At 70.8% G+C, this 17,925-nt stretch carries 15 protein-coding genes; 3 read left to right on the top strand and 12 right to left on the bottom strand.

Annotation, left to right across the window (positions count from 1 at the left end; genetic code table 11):
* Nucleotides 1–160: 160 nt before the first annotated feature.
* The 3 genes from ACFY0U_RS30235 to ACFY0U_RS30225 all read right to left on the bottom strand — a co-directional run bounded on the left by ACFY0U_RS30235 (nucleotide 161) and on the right by ACFY0U_RS30225 (nucleotide 3,144).
* On the bottom strand, nucleotides 161–1,009 hold the full coding sequence (locus tag ACFY0U_RS30235; protein WP_388641204.1) for a helix-turn-helix transcriptional regulator: 849 nt from the start codon (nucleotides 1,007–1,009) through the stop codon (nucleotides 161–163).
* Between the two features lie 272 nt (nucleotides 1,010–1,281).
* Nucleotides 1,282–2,040: an SDR family NAD(P)-dependent oxidoreductase gene (locus tag ACFY0U_RS30230; RefSeq protein ID WP_388641202.1), complete on the bottom strand. Its 759-nt coding sequence runs from the start codon at nucleotides 2,038–2,040 to the stop codon at nucleotides 1,282–1,284.
* 165 nt (nucleotides 2,041–2,205) lie between these two features.
* Nucleotides 2,206–3,144: an aldo/keto reductase gene (locus tag ACFY0U_RS30225; protein ID WP_388641200.1), complete on the bottom strand. Its 939-nt coding sequence runs from the start codon at nucleotides 3,142–3,144 to the stop codon at nucleotides 2,206–2,208.
* A gap of 96 nt (nucleotides 3,145–3,240) precedes the next feature.
* Between ACFY0U_RS30225 and ACFY0U_RS30220 the strand changes: the two genes are divergently transcribed.
* Complete coding sequence (locus ACFY0U_RS30220; protein WP_388641199.1) at nucleotides 3,241–3,855, top strand: TetR family transcriptional regulator; 615 nt, start codon at nucleotides 3,241–3,243, stop codon at nucleotides 3,853–3,855.
* Between the two features lie 253 nt (nucleotides 3,856–4,108).
* On the opposite strand, the gene ACFY0U_RS30215 is transcribed toward ACFY0U_RS30220, so the two are convergent.
* The 3 genes from ACFY0U_RS30215 to ACFY0U_RS30205 form a co-directional block, all read right to left on the bottom strand.
* Entirely contained in the window at nucleotides 4,109–4,837 is a 729-nt protein-coding gene (locus ACFY0U_RS30215; protein ID WP_388641197.1) for an SDR family NAD(P)-dependent oxidoreductase, read from the bottom strand.
* Nucleotides 4,815–5,579: an SDR family NAD(P)-dependent oxidoreductase gene (locus ACFY0U_RS30210; RefSeq protein ID WP_388641195.1), complete on the bottom strand. Its 765-nt coding sequence runs from the start codon at nucleotides 5,577–5,579 to the stop codon at nucleotides 4,815–4,817. The genes ACFY0U_RS30215 and ACFY0U_RS30210 overlap by 23 nt, the downstream gene beginning before the upstream one ends.
* A gap of 75 nt (nucleotides 5,580–5,654) precedes the next feature.
* Nucleotides 5,655–7,544, bottom strand: a complete 1,890-nt coding sequence (locus ACFY0U_RS30205; RefSeq protein WP_388641193.1) for an APC family permease — start codon at nucleotides 7,542–7,544, stop codon at nucleotides 5,655–5,657.
* 191 nt (nucleotides 7,545–7,735) lie between these two features.
* Here ACFY0U_RS30205 and ACFY0U_RS30200 point away from each other — a divergent pair, with 191 nt between their 5' ends.
* Together ACFY0U_RS30200 and ACFY0U_RS30195 are read left to right on the top strand one after the other, a co-directional pair.
* On the top strand, nucleotides 7,736–8,686 hold the full coding sequence (locus ACFY0U_RS30200; RefSeq protein WP_388641192.1) for a LysR family transcriptional regulator: 951 nt from the start codon (nucleotides 7,736–7,738) through the stop codon (nucleotides 8,684–8,686).
* Between the two features lie 125 nt (nucleotides 8,687–8,811).
* Entirely contained in the window at nucleotides 8,812–10,101 is a 1,290-nt protein-coding gene (locus tag ACFY0U_RS30195) for a flavin-containing monooxygenase (RefSeq protein ID WP_388641190.1), read from the top strand.
* A 48-nt stretch (nucleotides 10,102–10,149) separates the two neighbouring features.
* Here the strand turns inward: ACFY0U_RS30195 and ACFY0U_RS30190 are convergent, their stop codons facing one another.
* The 6 genes from ACFY0U_RS30190 to ACFY0U_RS30165 all read right to left on the bottom strand — a co-directional run bounded on the left by ACFY0U_RS30190 (nucleotide 10,150) and on the right by ACFY0U_RS30165 (nucleotide 17,585).
* Nucleotides 10,150–11,349, bottom strand: a complete 1,200-nt coding sequence (locus ACFY0U_RS30190; RefSeq protein ID WP_388641188.1) for a MarP family serine protease — start codon at nucleotides 11,347–11,349, stop codon at nucleotides 10,150–10,152.
* 179 nt (nucleotides 11,350–11,528) lie between these two features.
* Nucleotides 11,529–12,518: a GTP 3',8-cyclase MoaA gene (moaA, locus tag ACFY0U_RS30185; protein ID WP_388641186.1), complete on the bottom strand. Its 990-nt coding sequence runs from the start codon at nucleotides 12,516–12,518 to the stop codon at nucleotides 11,529–11,531.
* Nucleotides 12,508–13,611 (bottom strand): XdhC family protein, encoded by a 1,104-nt coding sequence (locus ACFY0U_RS30180; protein WP_388641184.1) that lies wholly within the window; start codon nucleotides 13,609–13,611, stop codon nucleotides 12,508–12,510. The genes moaA and ACFY0U_RS30180 overlap by 11 nt, the downstream gene beginning before the upstream one ends.
* A gap of 158 nt (nucleotides 13,612–13,769) precedes the next feature.
* Nucleotides 13,770–15,962, bottom strand: a complete 2,193-nt coding sequence (locus ACFY0U_RS30175) for a xanthine dehydrogenase family protein molybdopterin-binding subunit (protein WP_388641182.1) — start codon at nucleotides 15,960–15,962, stop codon at nucleotides 13,770–13,772.
* Nucleotides 15,959–16,939 (bottom strand): FAD binding domain-containing protein, encoded by a 981-nt coding sequence (locus ACFY0U_RS30170; RefSeq protein WP_388641180.1) that lies wholly within the window; start codon nucleotides 16,937–16,939, stop codon nucleotides 15,959–15,961. The genes ACFY0U_RS30175 and ACFY0U_RS30170 overlap by 4 nt, the downstream gene beginning before the upstream one ends.
* A 10-nt stretch (nucleotides 16,940–16,949) precedes the next feature.
* On the bottom strand, nucleotides 16,950–17,585 hold the full coding sequence (locus ACFY0U_RS30165; protein ID WP_388641178.1) for a (2Fe-2S)-binding protein: 636 nt from the start codon (nucleotides 17,583–17,585) through the stop codon (nucleotides 16,950–16,952).
* Nucleotides 17,586–17,925: the final 340 nt, after the last annotated feature.

Here is a 17,925-nt window from a genome sequence, read left to right as displayed (position 1 = left end):
GTTGGGGAAGGGTCCATGGGCACCGGGCGTCAGACATGGGCCGCCGCATTCCGACCCGTACGACCCGGTGGACGCTCAGCATGGCAAGGACGCGGCAGCGGAGGGAGGGACCGTTTGTCCGCCCATCGACGATCCCTGTCTGAGGTCTTGCCGGGCACGCTCAGGCGCTGATACGCCCGTGCGCGAGCACGTTGAGGAGCTGGAGCTTCTCGTGGTCCTCCGAGCCCGGGGTCGCCGTGAAGACGAGCAGGGCCTGGGCCTGGTTCTCGGTGAACAGCACCTGGCAGTCCAGGTGGAGCGCGCCGACCTCGGGGTGCAGCAGCGTCTTGCGCCGCGCGATCTGCACGGCGACCTCGTGCAGCTCCCACAGCTCCCTGAACTCCTCGCTGCGCCGGCGCAGGTCGTCGACCATGGCCACGAGTCGCGGGTCGTCACCGCCGCGCGACATCGCCGCGCGCAACCCCGCGACATGGGTACGGCTCTGGTGCGCGTGATCGGCCCGCGCGTAACGGCCGCGTGCGCGTGGGTCGGTGAACCACCGGTAGAAGCCGCTGCGGGCCATGCCCGTGTACCGGGTCTCGTCGCCCAGCAGCGCGGTGGCGAGACGGTTCTGTACGAGGGTTTCCGCGAGGTCGGAGATGACCTGTGCCGGGGTGTCCTCCAGGCGGTCCAGTACCCGCATCAGCCCCGGGCTGACGTGCTCCTCGCGGCGCACCCGGGTCGGCACACCGTGCCCGGCGAGGCGGAAGAGGTGGTCGCGCTCGTCGAGGCTGAGCCGCAGGGCGCGGGCCAGCGCGGCGAGGAGTTGCTCGGACGGGCGCGGTCCGCGCTGCTGTTCGAGACGGGCGAGATAGTCCGTCGACATCCCGGCGAGCACCGCGACCTCCTCACGGCGCAGCCCGGTCGCCCGGCGCCGCGCTCCCTTGGGAAGGCCCACGTCCTGGGGCTGAAGTGCCTCACGGCGCCGCCGCAGGAAGTCCGCCATGGCCGCCTGATCGAAATGCTCCATACCCCCATCATCCGAGCGGGCGGTGACGGCAGCCAGGGATTGCCGATCCCTGGCTGAGGCGCGACGCGGGGACCGTCCTCCACGGAGGGGCCGTCAGCAGGGTGCGGTGCCGGCCCCTGCGGCGCACACGATCCGGCCGCGGCCGGCATCGGCGAACCGGCCGCCCCTCGCCCGCCGGTGCCGTGCCGTGCCGTGCCGTGCCGTGCCGGAAGCCTCTCGCTCTCTGCCCGTGAGACGCGAACGGCCCGAAGGCACCCGCGGGCCCGGAGTCGTCAGACGTGGAAGCCGCCGACCTCGATGCGCTGTGCCGTGACCCGGTGCATACGGCCCGACAGGACGGCGGCGACCGTGGAGCCGATGTTGTCGGGGTTGCCGATCTCTCCGAAGGCGCTCAGCTGGCCGATGCCGGCGCTGACGTTCTCGTCCTTCATGAGGCCGCCGCCGAAGTCCGTGGCGGTGGGTCCGGGGGCCACCACGTTGACGGTGATGCCACGGGGTCCGAGCTCGGCGGCCAGGTGGCGGGTGAAGACCTCCATGGCGCCCTTCATCATGGCGTAGCCGCCGGCGGCGGGCGCGGTGACGCGGGTGAGGCCGGAGGAGATGTTGACGATGGCGCCGCCGTCGCTCATCAGGGGCAGGAGCTTCTGGGTGAGGAACACCGCACCCTTGACGTGGACGTTCATCATGGCGTCGAAGTCGTCCTCGGTGAGGGCGGTGAGCGGCTTGGTGATACCGATGCCGGCGTTGTTGACCAGGCAGTCGAACGTCTCACGTCCCCAGGTGTCGCTCAGGGTCGTACGGATCTCCGCGACGGAGGCGTCGAGGGCGCCGAAGTCGGCGACGTCCTGCCGGAGGGCGACGGCCGTGCGACCGAGGTCCTGGACCTCCTTGACGACCCCGGCGGCCTCCTGCTCGTTGGAGCGGTAGGTGATCACCACGTCCAGGCCCTCCCGGGCCAGGGCCAGCGCGATGGAACGGCCGATGCCGCGGCTGGCTCCGGTGACGATGGCGATCTTCGTGCTGTCGGTCACGGGACTCTCCTCCGGTTCTCACCGAGCGGTTCGGCTCGGTGGTGCGTGCACCCTCCGTCGCCATCGACCGAGCCGGCTCGGCGAACGGGACGAGGCGCATCCCCCAGCAGCATCACCGCCCCTCCCGCCGGTCGCATCTTTTCCTGGACGGCGACGGCGCGGGTGTCAGATGCCCCGTCGGCCTATGGCGCCGTCGGGGGCGATCTCGTCGATGCGGGCGACGTCGTCGGCGGTCAGTTTCAGCTCGGCCGCCGCGATGTTCTGCGCGACGCGATCGGCGTTGCGGGAGCCGGGGATCGGGACGACGTAGTCCTTCTTCGCCAGCAGCCAGGCCAGGGCCAGCTGGGAGAGGCTGACGCCCTTGCTCTCCGCGAGCTTGGTGAGCTCGTTGACCAGGGAGACGTTCTGGTCGAAGTTCTCCGGGGCCCACCAGGGGGCGGTCTGGCGGAAGTCGTCGGCGGCGTACTGCTCACGAGGGGTGACGGCGCCGCTGAGGAAGCCGTGTGCCAGCGGGGAGTAGGCGACGAGTCCGATGCCGAGCTCCTCCAGGACCGGGAAGAACTGCTCGGAGTGGTGGGCGAAGACCGAGTACTCGTCCTGGAGCACCGAGATCGGGTGCACGGCGTGGGCGCGGCGGATGGCGTCGGCGTCGATGTTGGACAGGCCGAGGTACCTGACCTTGCCCGCCTCGACGAGTTCCTTCATCGCGCCCACCACGTCCTCGACCGGGACGTCCGGATCGGGGCCGTGCTGGTAGAGCACGTCGATGACGTCGACGCCGAGATTGCGCAGACTCTCCTCGACCGACTCCCGGATGCGCTGCGGCCGCGAGTCCGGGACGAAGCCCGGGTCGATGCCGAATTTGGTCGCGATCGTCACCTCGTCGCGGACGGGCGCGAGGGCGTGGCCGAGGAGCTTCTCGCCCTCGCCCCAGCCGTACCCGGCCGCGGTGTCGAAATGGGTCACGCCCAGCTCGTGGGCGCGGCGGATGGCGGTGATCGACGCGGTGTCGTCCGAGGGGCCGTAGCCGACGGCGGTGCCCATCGCGCCGTAGCCGATCTCGGAGACGGTCAGGCCCTGACGGCCCAGCCTGCGCTGCTGCATGAGTCACTCCCAAAAGGTTCAAACCGAACGGTTCGGTTCGAGCCTAGGCATACACGCCACCCTCGTCAAACCGAACGGTTTGGTACTCTGGGGCGCATGGCCCCCCGCACCAGTACCACCGACACCACGATCGACCGCATCATCGCCGCGGCCACCACCGAGTTCGCCGGCCACGGCATCGCGGGAGCACGGGTCGAGCGGATCGCGAAGGCGGCGCGCACCAGCAAGGAGCGCGTGTACGCGCACTTCCGCGGCAAGGAGGCGCTCTACCGGTTCGTCGCCGGCCGGGAACTCGCGGCCATGGCCGAAGCCGTCCCGATGGACGCCACCGACCTGCCGGGCTACGCCGGCCGCCTGCACGACCACGCGGCCCGCCATCCCGAGCGCCACCGGCTGATGATGTGGGGCCAACTGGAACTGCCGGCCGGGGAACCCGCCGCCGACGACCCGTTCCAGGAATCGCTGCGCCACAAGATCGAACAGCTGCGCAAGGCACAGGACGCGGGCCATCTCGATCCCGCGTGGGATCCCGAGGACATCCTGGTGTTTGTCAGCCAGCTGGCCCTGTCATGGGTCAGCCAGACCAGTCTCGCTCCCGCCGACGAGGAACGCGACGCCTTCCTGGCGAGTCGTCGCGCGGCCATCGTCGCCGCCGTCCAGCGACTGTTCCCCGCCGCCGGCGATACGCCCCCGGCTGCCGCCGCCTCCTGAGGGAACACCTCGCCCGGACGGCGGACGATCCGGGCGCGGCATGAAACACGGCTCGAACCAGGGGCTCACAGGTACCGCCCGCGGACGCCCTGCCGACGATCCCGTACGGCGTCACGGCCCCGCAGGCGGGCCAGGGCAGGGGCTCACCCGCCCCGCCGACGCATGGCGCCGCGGACGCATGGTCCCGGAGTCACGGACGCCGCCCCGGTCCACGCGAGCGAGGACCCGGCCCTGCGGCCACGACGACTACGCGTCAGCGGACCGTGAGGCCGCCGCTGACCACCAGGGTCTCGCCGGTCAGATAGCTGCCGTGGCACAGCTTCCACACCCAGTCGGCGATCTCCTCGGGCTGGGCGGCGCGGCCCAACGGGACGGCGGCCACCGCCTCTTCCATACGGCCGCCCGCGCGGGTGCCCGGGGTGTCCACCCAGCCGGGGGCGATCGCGTTGACCGCGATGCCGTCGGTGCCGAGTTCGTGGGCCAGGGAACGGGTGAGACACACCACGGCCGCTTTCGACGCGCTGTAGAGCAACTGGCCCGGGGAGACGGCGAAGGCGTCGATGGAGGCGAAGTTGACGACCGTACCGCCCCCGGCGGCGCGCAAGGCGGGAACGGACTCCGCGGTGACGTTGAGGGTGCCGAGGACGTTCACGTCGAAGATCCGCCGGTAGGCCCGCTCGTCGTAGTCGGCGAGGAGGCTGGGCGGGTAGATGCCGGCCGCGTTGACGACGGCACGCAGGCCGACGGGCTCACCCAGTGCCTCGGCCACCGCCGAGCGGTCCGTGATGTCCACCGGCAACGGGCGGTAGGCCGCGCCCAGTTCGGCCGCCGCCTTGTCGAGGGCCTCCGCGTCCCGGTCGAGGGCCAGGACCGTCCACCCCTCGGTGAGGAAGCGTTCGGCGACGGCCCTTCCCATGCCGCTCGCCGCGCCCGTCACCAGGGCCGTGCTGCCGACGGGCTCAGTGTGCGAGGAAACCGCCATCGATGATCATCTCCGTTCCGGTGGTGAAGCTGGAGTCGTCGGACGCGAGGAAGGCCACGGCACCGGAGATCTCCCGGACGTGGGCGCGGCGGCCCAGCGGGGTCTGCGGGATCACGCCGCCTTCCTTCTCGTGTTCGTTCATGGGGGTGCTGACCCCGCCGGGGCACAGGGCGTTGACGCGGATGCCGTCGGCGGCCAGTTCCAGGGCGGCGGTCCTGGTGAGTGCGATCAGGGCGCCCTTGCTGGCGCAGTAGGCGGCGTAACCGGGTGCGCCGACCACGCCGAAGATCGAGGCGACGTTGATCACCGAGCCGCCGCCACCCGCGCGCATCAGGGGCACGGCGGCCTGGAGGCCGAGCAGCGGGCCCGTGGTGTTGACCGCGAGGGTGGCGTTCCAGTCCTCGGGGCGTTCGTCGAGGAGGGGGTTCACATGGATGATGCCGGCGTTGTTGACCAGGACGTCCAGACGTCCGGTGGCCGACCGGGCGTACTCGACCGCGTCCGACCAGTCGGCCGGTGACGTCACGTCGAGATGCAGGTATTCGACATCCAGCCCGTCCTCCCGGAGCCGGGCCGCCGTGGCCTTGCCCTCGTCGTCCAGGACGTCGCAGGCCAGTACCCGGGCCCCTTCGGAGGCGAGCCGTTCGGCGTGCGAGGCGCCCTGGCCGCGGGCGGCGCCGGTGATCAGGGTGGTCCTGCCGGCCAGGCGCGGACCGGCCACCGGTGCGGGGGGCGTGCTCAACTGGTCCTCCTTGTAGGGGTGTTAGTGAGATCTCCGCGGTGGGCCGGGCCGTCTCTCACGGCCCGGCCCCACGGCTCACTCGGCTGCGGCCACCACAGGCGCCGGAACCGCTTCCGCGGCCTCTCGCCGGATCTCCAGCGCGACCTGCTCGTGCAGCTCGTCGGTGGCGAACCCCGAGGCGACACCCCAGTAGTAGGCGACGAGGGCCACCCCGAGTTCGATCAGCGTGCCGACCGGGAACGCGAGATCCTTCACGGGCCCGAACTCACCGACGTACGACACCGGAAGCGTGGCCAGCAGCAGGAAGACCAGCCAGAAACCGCCGCGGGTGTGCTGTCTGCCCTCGGCGTCGGCCAGCCACCAGACGGTGGCGACGTATGCGACGACGACGGCCGTGCTCGCGGCGCAGTACACGGCGAACGACCAGCTGCCGTCGGCCGGTTCGGTGCCGGGGGCCAGGAACCAGCCGCCCCGCTCGGTGACGTAGATCCACAGGGCGAGGTAGACCGCGCTCACCGCGAGGCCCGTGCGGCGCGGGATCCAGCCGCGGTGCGGGGCGTAGTGCGCGCCGTACACCGCGAGCCCGGCGAAGACCACGACCGTGAGGTTGACGAGGGTGACATAGCCAGCCCAGTACATGATCCCGGCGGCGGCAAGGAAGCCCGCCGGAGCCCAGATCTTCGGCTGCCGCAGCACGAACGGGCGGGGCAGCGACGGCGCGTGACGGCGCATCACCGGCAGACAGACCGCGGCCATCAGGGCGCTGAGGACCATCGCCGCGCTGATGAAGCCGACGAGCCGGTACCAGCTCGGCGCGGGCAGGAAGAAGACGCAGCCGACGACGAAGGTCACCACGGTGGAGAACCAGGGGATGCCGTGCTTGTTGGTCTTCTGGAACGCCTTGGGCAGGTAGCCGTGGACGCTCAGGCCGAAGCCGACGCGGGCCGCGGTGCCGAGGTAGATGTATCCGGCCGCGCCCGGGGAGACGATGGCGTCGATGAGCAGGACGGTCGCGAAGGCGCCGAGGGCCGCCATGGACGAGGCGCGCAGGGCGTGCAGCAGCGGGCCGTCCGCCCATGAACTGCCGCCCAGCGCCGACCAGTCGCCCACCGAGACACCGGCGTCGCCCCAGTTGACGGCGCCGATGAAGGCGATCTGCAGGGCCAGGTAGACCGCGAGCGGGATCAGCACGCAGCCCACCGTGCCCAGCGGGATCGTCCGGCGCGGGTTGACCACCTCGCCGCTGAAGTCGATGACCCCGCGGAAACCCATCAGCGCGAAGGCGATGCCGGAGACCGCGACCGTCTCGAAGACCGAGCCGCCGCCTCCCGGGAAGAAGCCGTGGGCGGTGTAGTTGGAGGAGTTGAAGACGAAGAGGAGGAGGACGAAGGTCCCCGTCGGGACGATGATCTTCCACCAGGTCACCCAGCGGTTGGCCTCGCTGAGCAGCCGTACGCCGAAGGCGTTGATGAAGTAGAAGAGGACCATCAGCCCGATGGCCGTGAGGATGCCGGCCGGCCAGGTCAGCACCGAGACGCCGTCCTTGACCTCCAGCATGTCCAGGCCGGGAAAGGCGTCACCGAGGTAGGTGATGACGGCGAGGGCCTCGATCGCGGGCAGTGAGATGTTGGCGATCCAGTACGAGAAGCCCATCAGCCAGCCGGTCAGACCGCCGTGGGTGAGGTACGGGTAGCGGACGATGGCACCGCTGCGGGGCAGTGCGGCGCCGACCTCCATCCACGCCAGCGCGATCAGCATGATCAGGGCGCCGCCGATGAGCCAGGAGATGATCGCGGCGGGGCCGGCGGCACCGGCCGCGTAGAGCATGGCGAACAGCCAGCCGGAGCCGATCTGGCCGCCGACGCCGAGGAAGAGGACCTGCTGGAGCGACATGGTGCGGCGCAGCTTGCCGTCCGCGCCCTCGTCAGGAACCGCTGATGGGGGCTGCTCAGGGGATTGCAGCACGGGAGACCTCCGGGAGACCTGGGGATGGTGGGAGGAGCCTGAGCGTGAGGGTGCGGGGAGGTCCGGGTCCGACGACGGCGGTGTGCGTACGACCGTTGACCGCCTCAGCGCTTGCGGTGAGTATGGGGAGCCCCTGAGCGATTGGTGAACCCTCGAAGTTCCGGGGTTCCTCAAGGCAAAACCTTTGGCCGGTGCCCTTGGCACGGCGCGACGACCCGGCGGACACCGTGACCCTTCAGCAGCTGACCTACTTCCTCGCCGCCGTCGAGCACGGCTCCTTCTCCGCGGCCGCCGAGGCCCTCTACATCGCCCAGCCGAGCCTGTCCGAGCAGATCCGGCGCCTGGAGCACTCGCTCGGCGTCCCGCTGTTCATCCGCACCAACCGCAAGCTGGTGCTCACCGAGGCCGGCCAGCTGCTGCTCCCCCGCGCCCAGTACGCGCTGGCCGCCGCGAAGGAGGCGGAGGAGTCGGTGCGCGGGGTGCGGACGCTGACCGGCGGCACCGTCTCCCTGGGCACGTTCAGCAGCGCACAGCACCTGATGCTGGGCGATCTGATCGCCGACTTCCGCGCCCGCCACCCGCAGGTGCGGGTCCGTGTCGTCGGGCTCAACTCCACGGAGGTCGCCGACGCCGTCCGGGAGGGCACGCTGGAGGCGGGGCTCGTCTCGCTCCCCGTGGACGACCGCGGCCTGGACGTGAGCGGTGCCGTATGGACGTGCGAGGCCGTCTACCTCAGCGCCGACCCGTCACGCACCGCCGAGCCGCCCACCGCCGAGCGACTGGCCGACGCCCCGCTCATCCTCCCCGAGGCCCGGTGGGGCAACGCCGACCCCACCCGGCGCCGACTCCTGGAGCGCGTACAGAAGGAGGGCTTCTCCCTGACCCCGGTGGTCGAGGTCGAGTCCCCCGCCCTGGCCATCGAGCTCGCCGCCCGCGGGGTCGGCGACACCGTCAGCTCCCTGCCTCTGGCCCGCCGTCTCGGCTACATGAACCGTCTGCACGCGGTCTCCCTGGACCCGCCGCTGCGGGAGACCTTCGCGTTCATCACCCGCCGGGAGGCCCATCTGTCCCCCGCCACCCGGGTGCTGATGGAACTGGCCGCGAAGCACCTGGCCCGCCTGGGGAGTCCCGCCCAGCCATAGGGAACGGCTATGGGTGTTGCCGGAAATCATGGCTTCACCTGGAGCGGGCCCGCTGCCGATACTTCGGTCATCCCCCGCCCTTTCCCTCGCGCCCCGCACGGATCCCGCCCACGAAGGGAATCCCCATGCCCCGCTACTGCGTCATCGGCGCCGGCGCCGCAGGCGTCTCCGCCCTCCAGCGGCTCCGCGCCCTCGGGCACGACGTCGACTGCTTCGAGAAGACCGACCGGGTCGGCGGCCACTGGCACACCGACTACGACGCCCTCCACCTCATCACCTCGCGCGACATGACGACGTTCGAGGACTTCCCGATGCCGGACCACTACCCGCACTTCCCGCGCCGCGACCAGGTCCGCGCCTACATCGAGTCGTACGCCCGTGAGCACGGCCTCTACGACGTGATCCGCTTCGGTACGGCGGTGACGAGCGTCGAGCCGGCCGAGGGCCCCGCCGACGCGCGCCCCGGTTCGCACGGCTGGCGCGTGCGGACCTCGTCCGGCCACGACGAGGTCTACGACGGCGTCCTGGTCGCCAACGGCCACCTCTGGGACCCCAAGATCCCTGAGATTCCGGGTGAGTTCACCGGAAAGACGATCCACTCGGGGTCGTACCGCAATGTCTCCGACCTGGCGGGCGACCGCGTCCTCGTCGTCGGCGCGGGCAACTCCGGCTGCGATCTCGCCGTGGACGCCGCCCAGCACCGCATTGACGCCGACATCGTCGTCCGGCACGGTTCGTGGTTCCAGCCGAAGACCTACTTCGGGGTGCCGCGCCAACAGGTGCCGTTCCTGACCGAGTTCTCCCCCGCCGAGCAGGATCTGATCAACCGGCTCATGGCCCGTCTGTCGATCGGCGACTGGCACGCCTACCCGGGCCTGCCGCAGCCGGAGGGCGCCACCCTCGCCGAGGGCCGCGCGGTCGTCAACGACCTTCTCCTGTACTGGATCCACCACGGCCGCATCACCGTCCGCCCCGGCATCGAGCGCTTCGACGGCACCACCGTCCACTTCACGGACGGCACGTCCCGCGACTACGACACCATCCTGTGGGCCACCGGCTTCAATGTCCGCCTCCCCTTCCTGGACGACTCCCTCTTTCCGTGGACCGCTGGGGCACCGGTCCGCTACGCGGGCGGCATCGTCACGGAGACGGTCGAGAAGCTGTACTTCATCGGCCTCATCGCCCCGCGCGGCCCCCAGATCCCGGTCTACGGCATGCAGACCAAGCTCGTGGCCAAGATGATCGAACTCCATGAGAAGGCCGGTCCGTCGGGCGCCCCGATCGCCCGGTACCTGGCGTCCCTCCAGGAACCGGAGACGGGCATCGACGTGGTCCGCGACGGCTGGCTGAGGCAGCTGGCCGACACCGAACGCCTGCTCGCCGCCTACGAGTCGTCCTCGCTCCAGACGGTGTAGGACCGGGTCCGTCCGCACAGGGGTCGCCTGCGGGGACGGACCCGACCGCTAGGCGGTCACGGCCCGTGTCTCGACGGGCCCGTCGGCCCGGGCGCCCTGGTCGGCGAGGGTGCGCAGCTCGTCGGCGGCGAGCGCGTACCCCGTGTCCGGGTGGGCGGTGGAACGGGCGAAGACCATGCCGTAGACCTGTCCGTCGGTGGTCAGCAGCGGTCCGCCGGAGTTTCCGGGGCGGACGGTGGCACGGAGCTGGTAGACGTCCCGGGTGGCCGAGGACTCGTCGTAGATGTCCATGCCGACGGCGTTCATACGGGTCGACACCGTGGCCGCCCGCAGATCCAGGCCACCGTTCTGCGGGTATCCGGCGACCACGGCGGAGCTGCCCCGCGTCGCGTCGTCCTCGGCGAAGGAGACGGCCGGCGCGTCCAGACCGGCCACGCGCAGGACTGCGACGTCGGTGTCCGGGTCGAACAGGACGACGGTCGCGGGCAGCCGCTCCGCCACCCCGCCGACCTGCACCGAGGGGCGGTCCACACCGGCCACGACATGGGCGTTGGTCATCACCAGGTCGTCGTCGTAGACGAAACCGCTGCCCTCGGAACCCCGGCCGGTGTCACCGAGCTGCCCGGTGACCTTCACCGTGCTCTGCTGCGCGGCGCGCGTGGCCGTGGCGGTCACGGCATCGCCGGAGGGCTCGGCGACCCCGGTGGCCGGCTCGCCCTGGAACGGGTTGAGCACCTGGGGGAATCCGGCCCGGTTGAGCGCGCCGGAGGCCTGGTCGGCCCACGTGACCGTCTGCTCCGGCAGCCGGTCGGCGAGGGTGCGCATGGTCGTCGACTCGCGTATCTGCTGTTGCAGTGCGGTCGAGGTGTGCGGGGATCCCAGGGCCGCGTTGCCGGCGATCCAGACGACGCCGAGGAGGGCGGCGGCACCGGCCAGGGCGCCGCCCGCACCGTCGGCCCAGCGCAGCGGGCCTCGCGCCAGGAGCCGGCCGCGCAGCCAGGAGGCGGGCCGCCGGGCCAGCGCGGAACCGAGCGCGGCCGGGACGAGCACCGTGAGGAGGGCAGCGGTGTTCACGGCCCCCGCGGAGTCGCCGACTCCGTCGAGGACCCACGGCAGAAGAGCCAGACCGAGCAGTGCGCCCGCCACGGTCAACGCGAACACGACCACGGAAGCCGCGAGCCCGCGCCGGTAGCCCGACACGGCGAACAGCACCACGGCCAGCAGGATGAACAGGTCGAGCAGTGTCACGGAAGAATCCCTTTCCTGTCCCCAGAACCGATTAATTGGCTCGGGACAGGAAAGACGTCCGGCGGCATTATCGCCGTTCCCGGATGTGAGTCATATCGCTCCGGCGGAATTCCAGGAATACGGCGTCGAGCGGCGATACTTTCTCTCCCGGGAAAGCCTTTATCCTAGGAGAGAATTACCTAGCCGCCGATTGCGGACATGGGCCGGTCCGGCTGGACGAACGTCGGGTCGTCCAACCCCGCGCCCGCCTTCTTGCCCCACATCGCCACCTTCCAGATGCGGGCGATCTCCTCGTCCGGGGCTCCCGAGCGCAGGGCCGCGCGCAGGTCGGTCTCCTCCTGTGCGAACAGGCAGGTGCGGACCTGGCCGTCGGCGGTGAGGCGGGTGCGGTCGCAGGCCGCGCAGAAGGGGCGGGTGACCGAGGCGATCACCCCCACGACGTGCGGGCCGCCGTTCACCAGCCAGCGTTCCGCCGGGGCCGAGCCGCGCTTTTCCGAGCCCTCCTCCGTCAGCTCGAAACGGGTGCGCAGGGAGGTCAGAATGTCCCCGGCGGTAATCATGCCGTCGCGCTTCCAGCCGTGCTGGGCGTCCAGCGGCATCTGCTCGATGAACCGCAATTCGTAGTCGTGCTCGACCGCCCAATCCAGCAGATCCGGAGCCTCGTCATCGTTCAGGCCCGGCATCAGCACCGAATTCACCTTCACCGGGGTCAGGCCCGCCTCACGGCCCGCGTACAGGCCCTCGATGACGTCCTTATGCCGGTCCCGGCGGGTCAGGGTCTTGAAGACTTCCGGACGCAAGGTGTCCAAGGAGACGTTCACCCGGTCCAGGCCCGCCGCCTTCAACGCCGTCGCCGTGCGCTTGAGGCCGATGCCGTTCGTCGTCAGCGACATCTGCGGGCGAGGGGACAGCGCCGCCACCCGCTCCACGATGCCCACCAGGCCCGGCCGCAGCAGCGGCTCGCCGCCCGTGAAACGGACCTCCTCGATGCCCAGCGAGGTGACCGCGATGTCGATCAGGCGGACGATCTCGTCGTCCGTCAGCAGGTCCGGCTTGGCCAGCCACTGCAAGCCCTCCTCGGGCATGCAGTAGGTACAGCGCAGATTGCAACGGTCGGTCAGCGAGACTCTCAGGTCGGTGGCCACCCGGCCGTAGGTGTCAATGAGCATGGATCGGACCGGTGATCCGGGCCAGCGGCAGGCCGGTGCCCTCGTTGGCGTGGGCGATGATCTCGGCGGTGATGGAGATGGCCGTCTCCTCGGGGGTGCGGGCGCCGAGGTCGAGGCCGATCGGGGAGCGCAACCGGGCCAACTGCCCCTCGGTGACCCCGACTTCACGCAGGCGGCGGAGGCGTTCGTCGTGCGTGCGTCGCGAGCCCATCGCACCGACGTAGCCCACGGGCAGATCAAGTGCCCGTCGCAGCAAGGGGATGTCGAACTTGGCGTCATGGGTCAGCACACACACGGCCGTACGACTGTCCACCGCCGCCCGTGCCAGATAGCGGTGCGGCCAGTCGACGACCACCTCGTCGGCGTGCGGGAAGCGGGCTTCGGTGGCGAAGACGGGGCGGGCGTCGCACACGGTGACGTGGTAGCCGAGGAAGCGGCCGGCCTGGGCGAGGGCGGCGGCGAAGTCGATGGCGCCGAAGATCAGCATGCGGGGGCGGGTGGCGGCCACATGGACGAGGACCGTGAGCTGCTCGGGGCAAGTGTCGGCGTCGCCGCCGAGCGAGACAAGTCCGGTGCGTCCGCTGCGGAGTTGGGCGGTGGCCCGGTCTCCGACGGCCCGGCCGGTCGGCCCGTCGCCGAGCGTGCGGTCGGCGATCCAGCTGTCGCCGAGCACGCTCAGCGTGGCGCCGGCGAAGGAGCCGTCGACGACCTGGGCGACGGCGGCGGGCCGCCCCTCGACCGCCGCGGCGAACGCGGCACCGAGATGCGGCTGGGCGGCCGGGTCGATGCGCTGGACGAGGACGTCGAGTTCGCCGCCACAGGTCAGCCCGACGGCGAAGGCGTCGTCGTCGGAGTAGCCGAACCAGGCCCGCTGGGCCGGCCCTCGGTCCTGAAGCACCTGCCGGCACAGCTCGTACACCGCGCCCTCGACGCAGCCGCCGGAGATGCTGCCGATGGCGTTGCCGTCCTCGTCCACCGCCACCGACGTACCGATGGGCAGGGGTGCGCTGCCGGTGACATCGACGACCGTGGCCAGGGCGAAGGGGCGTTCCTCGCGGCACCAGCGGTGCAGTGTGTCCGCGATGTTCAGCATGGGAGTCTCCAGGATCTCCGGAACAGAAGGTCGCTGTCGCAGAAGGTGGTTCGGGCCGCCGCCGCGTCAACGGGGGCGCATACGCGGCGGCGACCCTGGGAGGTCCGGCAGCCGTACGGGGGGTTCGGCTGCCGGACCCGTCTATGGAGGCGGAGCCGTCAGAGCAACGCCTCGGCGGTGATGGGCAGTTGGCGGATCCGTCGGCCGGTGGCGTTGAAGACCGCGTTGCCGATCGCGGCCGCCACACCGACCTGGACGACCTCGCCGAGTCCCTTGACGCCCAGCAGGTTGCCGGCGTTGTCCTCGCCCTCCAGGTAGATCGCCTTGATCTCGGGGACGTCGGCGTTCACGGGCACGAGGTAGTCGGCGAGGCTGGAGTTCACGATCCGTCCGTCGCGGTGGTCGGTGACCGTGTGCTCCAGCAGGGCCTGGCCGATGCCGCCCACGATGCCGCCGACCGCCTGGCTGTCGGCGAGCTTGGGGCTGATGATCCGCCCCGCGTCGTACACGCCGAGCATCTTGCGCACGCGCACGAGCCCCAGGTCCGCGTCGACCGACACCTCGGCGAAGGTCGCGCTGTAGGCGAAGTAGGCGGACCGGTCGGAGCCGGGCCCTTCGTAGACGCCGTTCGCTTCCAGGTGGGAGCGGTCGTTGCGGGCCAGCAGGCTCTTGTACGTCTCCCCGCGCGCCGTGTTGTTCCGGTCGTGCAGTCGCCCGTTGCGCACCACGACGTCGTCCGCGTTCACCCCGTACAGCGGTGACTCGCGGTCCTCCACGGCCAGCTTGATCGCCTGCTGCCGCACCTTGTTGCAGGCGTCGACGACGGCCGAGCCGACACTGGCCATGGTCGACGAACCGCCGTGCGGCGAGGTGAACGGATACTCCGAGTCCCCCAGCCGGAAGGTCGTCGTGCGCATGGTCAGCCCCAGGGCGTCGGCCGCGACCTGGGTCTGGGACGTGTACGTGCCCGGCCCCATGTCGGTGGTGGCCGCCTCCACGACCGCCGTGCCGTCGGCATCCAGCCGCGCCCTGGCCTGCCCCGGATACCGCCCGCAGTCGTAGGCCCCGGCGGCCATGCCCAGGCCGATCAGCAGGTTCCCCTCCCGCGTGGAGCGCGGCTTGGCGTTGCGGCGGTCCCAGCCGAACTCGCGGGCGCCGACCGTGTAGCACTCGCTCAGCCGTCGGGAGGAGAAGGGTTCGTTCGTCGACTCGTCCTCGGCCGGTTCGTTGCGCCGGCGCAGTTCGATCGGGTCGATGCCGATCTCGTGCGCGAGTTCGTCCATGGCCGACTCGATCGCGAACGACGCGGGGGCGAAGCCGGGCCCGCGCATCCAGATCGGGGTGTTCACGTCCAACGGCACCTGCCGGTACGCCTGGCGGACGTTGGGCATGCTGTACATCATCTGGCCCGTGCCCAGGACGGCCTCGAAGAACGTCTCGTACGACGACGTCTCGTGGTCGATGTCGTGGATCGCGGCGTTCAGCTTGCCGCGCCGGTCGCTGCCCAGGCGCAGCCGGTACTCGTAGGCCGGCCGGAAGCCGGTGCCGAAGTACATCTGCTTGCGCGACAGCACCAGCTTCACCGGGCGCCGCGTCACGCGCGCGGCCAGCGCGGCGACGATGGTGTGCGGCCAGCAGCGCAGTCCGCTGCCGAAGCCGCCGCCGACGAACGGGTTGATGACCCGCACCGCGTCCGCCGGGAGGTCGAAGACCGCGGCGATCTCGTCGTGCGTGCCCATCACCCACTGCGTCTTGTCCCACACCGTGAGCCGGTTGCCGTCCCAGCGGGCGACGGTGGCGTGCGGCTCCATCGGGTTGTGGTGGTTGCGCGCCAGTTCGTACGTCAGGTCCAGCCGCACCGCCGAGGAGGCCAGACCGGCCTCCGCGTCCCCGCGCGCGTAGGGCGTCGGCTCGCCCGGCTTGGCCTTGGTGATGTCGGTCGAGGGTTTTTCGGCGTCGTAGCGGACCTTGACCAGGCTCGCGCCGTGCTGGGCGGCCTCCAGGGTGGTGGCCACCACCACGGCGACGGGCTGGCCGTGGAAGAGGACCTTGTCGTCCTGGAAGACCCGCAGTCTGCGCCCTTGCGGGTTGTTGGAGCCGGCGTTGTCGCGATACGGCAGTTTCGGGGCGTTGCCGTGGTGGATCACCCGCAGCACGCCCGCGTGTTTCTCGGCGGCGCGGGTGTCGATGGACCTGATGCGGCCGCGTCCGACGCTGGCGTCGACGATGACGGCGTGCACGGCACCCTTGAGGTCGTGCTCGGCGGCGTACTCTGCCTTGCCGGTGACCTTGAGCCGGCCGTCCACGCGGGACAGCGGTGCGCCTACGGCTGCCTGCGGCTGGGGGCTCATTCCATTTCTCCTACGGTGCGCAGCTGGCGTTCGACGGTTCGCTTCAGGAGCTCGACCTTGAACCGGTTGTGCTCAAGGGGGCGGGCGCCGTCGGCCGCGTGTTCGGCGGCCGCGGCCCACAGGCGGTCCGAGGGGCGCTCGCCTGTCAGGGCCTGCTCGACGGCGGACAGCTTCCACGGCACGGTGGCCACACCGCCGGCGGCGACCTTCGCCTCGCGGATCACTCCGCCGCGCACATGCAGCGCGACGGCCGCCGAGGCGAGCCCGAACGAGTAGGACTGCCGGTCGCGGATCTTCAGGTAGGCCGACTTGAGCGGACGCGGATACGCCGGGATCTCGACCGCCGTGATCAACTCGCCCCGCCGGATGTTCTGTTCGCGCTGCGGGGTGCTGCCGGGGCGGAGCAGGAAGTCGCCGAAGGGGACGCTGCGTTCCTTGCCGTCCGGGGCCTGAAGGTGGACGGTCGCCTCCAGGGCGGTCAGGGCGACGGCGAAGTCGGAGGCATGCACGGCCACGCAGTGATCGGAGCCGCCGAGGATCGCGTGACCGCGGTTGTAGCCGTGCAGGGCGGCGCAGCCGGAGCCGGGCTCGCGCTTGTTGCAGTCGGCTGTCACATCGCGGAAGTAGGTGCAGCGGGTGCGCTGCATGATGTTGCCGCCGATGGTGGCCATGTTCCGCAGCTGGGCCGAGGCGCCCCGCAGCGCCTGGGCGGCCACCGGGTAGAGGGAGTTCAGCTTGGGGTCGGCGGTCACCACGGACATCAGGGCCAGCGAGCCGATGCGGATGCCCCCGCCCTTGGTGGCGGTGATCTCCCGCAGCGGCAGGGCGCTGATGTCGACCACCGTGTCGGGGGCCTCGACGGTCTCGCGCATCAGGTCGACCAGGGTGGTGCCCCCGGCGATGTAGCGGCCGCCGCGCCTGCCGGCGTCCAGGGCTTCCCGGACGTTGTTCGCGCGGGTGTAGGCGAAGGGATACACGGGCCGCTCCTTACTTCCGGGCGGCGGTCTCGACCGCGCGCACGATCTTGACGTAGCAGCCACAGCGGCAGACGTTGCCGCTCATGTACTCCCGGATCTCCTCCGGCGAGCTGGTGTGGCCCTCCTGGATGCACCCGACGCCGGACATGATCTGGCCCGGGGTGCAGTACCCGCACTGGAAGGCGTCCTCGTCGATGAACGCCTGCTGCAGCGGGTGCAGCTTGTCGCCCTGGGCCAGGCCCTCGATGGTGGTGACCTCGGCACCCTCCAGCCGTACGGCGAGCGTCAGGCAGGAGTTGACCCGCTGTCCGTCGACCAGCACCGTGCACGCTCCGCAGGCCCCGGCGTTGCAGCCCTTCTTGGAGCCGGTCAGGTCGAGGTGCTCGCGCAGCAGGTCGAGGAGCGAGGTGCGGTTGTCCACCGTGACGGTCCGGCGGGTGCCGTTGACGGTCAGGGAGACCTGGCTGGAGGGCGCCGCCTCCGCGGCGGTGGCCTCCTCCGAGCCGGTGAAAAGGGTCCCTCCGGCCACCACGGCACCGCCCACCACGACACCGGTGGCGATGACGGTACGCCGGCTGGGCCCCGAGGAGGACTCACCCGATTCGGTCGAGGGTGGAACAGCGGATTCAGAGAGGTCAGCAGACATACATACGCCTTCGCTTCACGGACGGATCAGTCGTGAACAACAGCGGTACTGCAGGCGCGAGATCGACGCCACCGCAGGAAAGGGGCGACCCTGCGCCTTGGCAGGGCGGCTGGTCACGCCGGAAGTCTCGCACCACCGGCAACACTCGCGGCAGGGAGACTTTTATCCCCCCTTTGCCTTCCCGTGATCTCCCCATGGCGTGAGAGGGGTGAATGGGCCCAATTCTTGAGCGCATGACACATTTCGCGCACCGCAGGGCAAGAGCCTGACTCTGGCAGTAGTAGGAACAGCGGACATAGGCACATTCCCGCCCTGGGTGATTTCCCGGCGGTGCGGCATG

This window comes from Streptomyces sp. NPDC001536 (assembly GCF_042894505.1).
Lineage (GTDB): Bacteria > Actinomycetota > Actinomycetes > Streptomycetales > Streptomycetaceae > Streptomyces.
The sequence above is the reverse complement of the archived record's forward strand: the minus strand, read 5'-3'. Positions and strand labels throughout refer to the sequence as shown.

Coding starts and splice junctions, on each gene's coding strand:
- ACFY0U_RS30235 (WP_388641204.1), bottom strand. CDS start 1,009: ATGGAGCATTTCGATCAGGCGGCCATGGCGGACTTCCTGCGGCGGCGC.
- ACFY0U_RS30225 (WP_388641200.1), bottom strand. CDS start 3,144: ATGCAGCAGCGCAGGCTGGGCCGTCAGGGCCTGACCGTCTCCGAGATC.
- ACFY0U_RS30220 (WP_388641199.1), top strand. CDS start 3,241: ATGGCCCCCCGCACCAGTACCACCGACACCACGATCGACCGCATCATC.
- ACFY0U_RS30215 (WP_388641197.1), bottom strand. CDS start 4,837: ATGGCGGTTTCCTCGCACACTGAGCCCGTCGGCAGCACGGCCCTGGTG.
- ACFY0U_RS30195 (WP_388641190.1), top strand. CDS start 8,812: ATGCCCCGCTACTGCGTCATCGGCGCCGGCGCCGCAGGCGTCTCCGCC.
- moaA (WP_388641186.1), bottom strand. CDS start 12,518: ATGCTCATTGACACCTACGGCCGGGTGGCCACCGACCTGAGAGTCTCG.
- ACFY0U_RS30180 (WP_388641184.1), bottom strand. CDS start 13,611: ATGCTGAACATCGCGGACACACTGCACCGCTGGTGCCGCGAGGAACGC.
- ACFY0U_RS30175 (WP_388641182.1), bottom strand. CDS start 15,962: ATGAGCCCCCAGCCGCAGGCAGCCGTAGGCGCACCGCTGTCCCGCGTG.
- ACFY0U_RS30165 (WP_388641178.1), bottom strand. CDS start 17,585: ATGTCTGCTGACCTCTCTGAATCCGCTGTTCCACCCTCGACCGAATCG.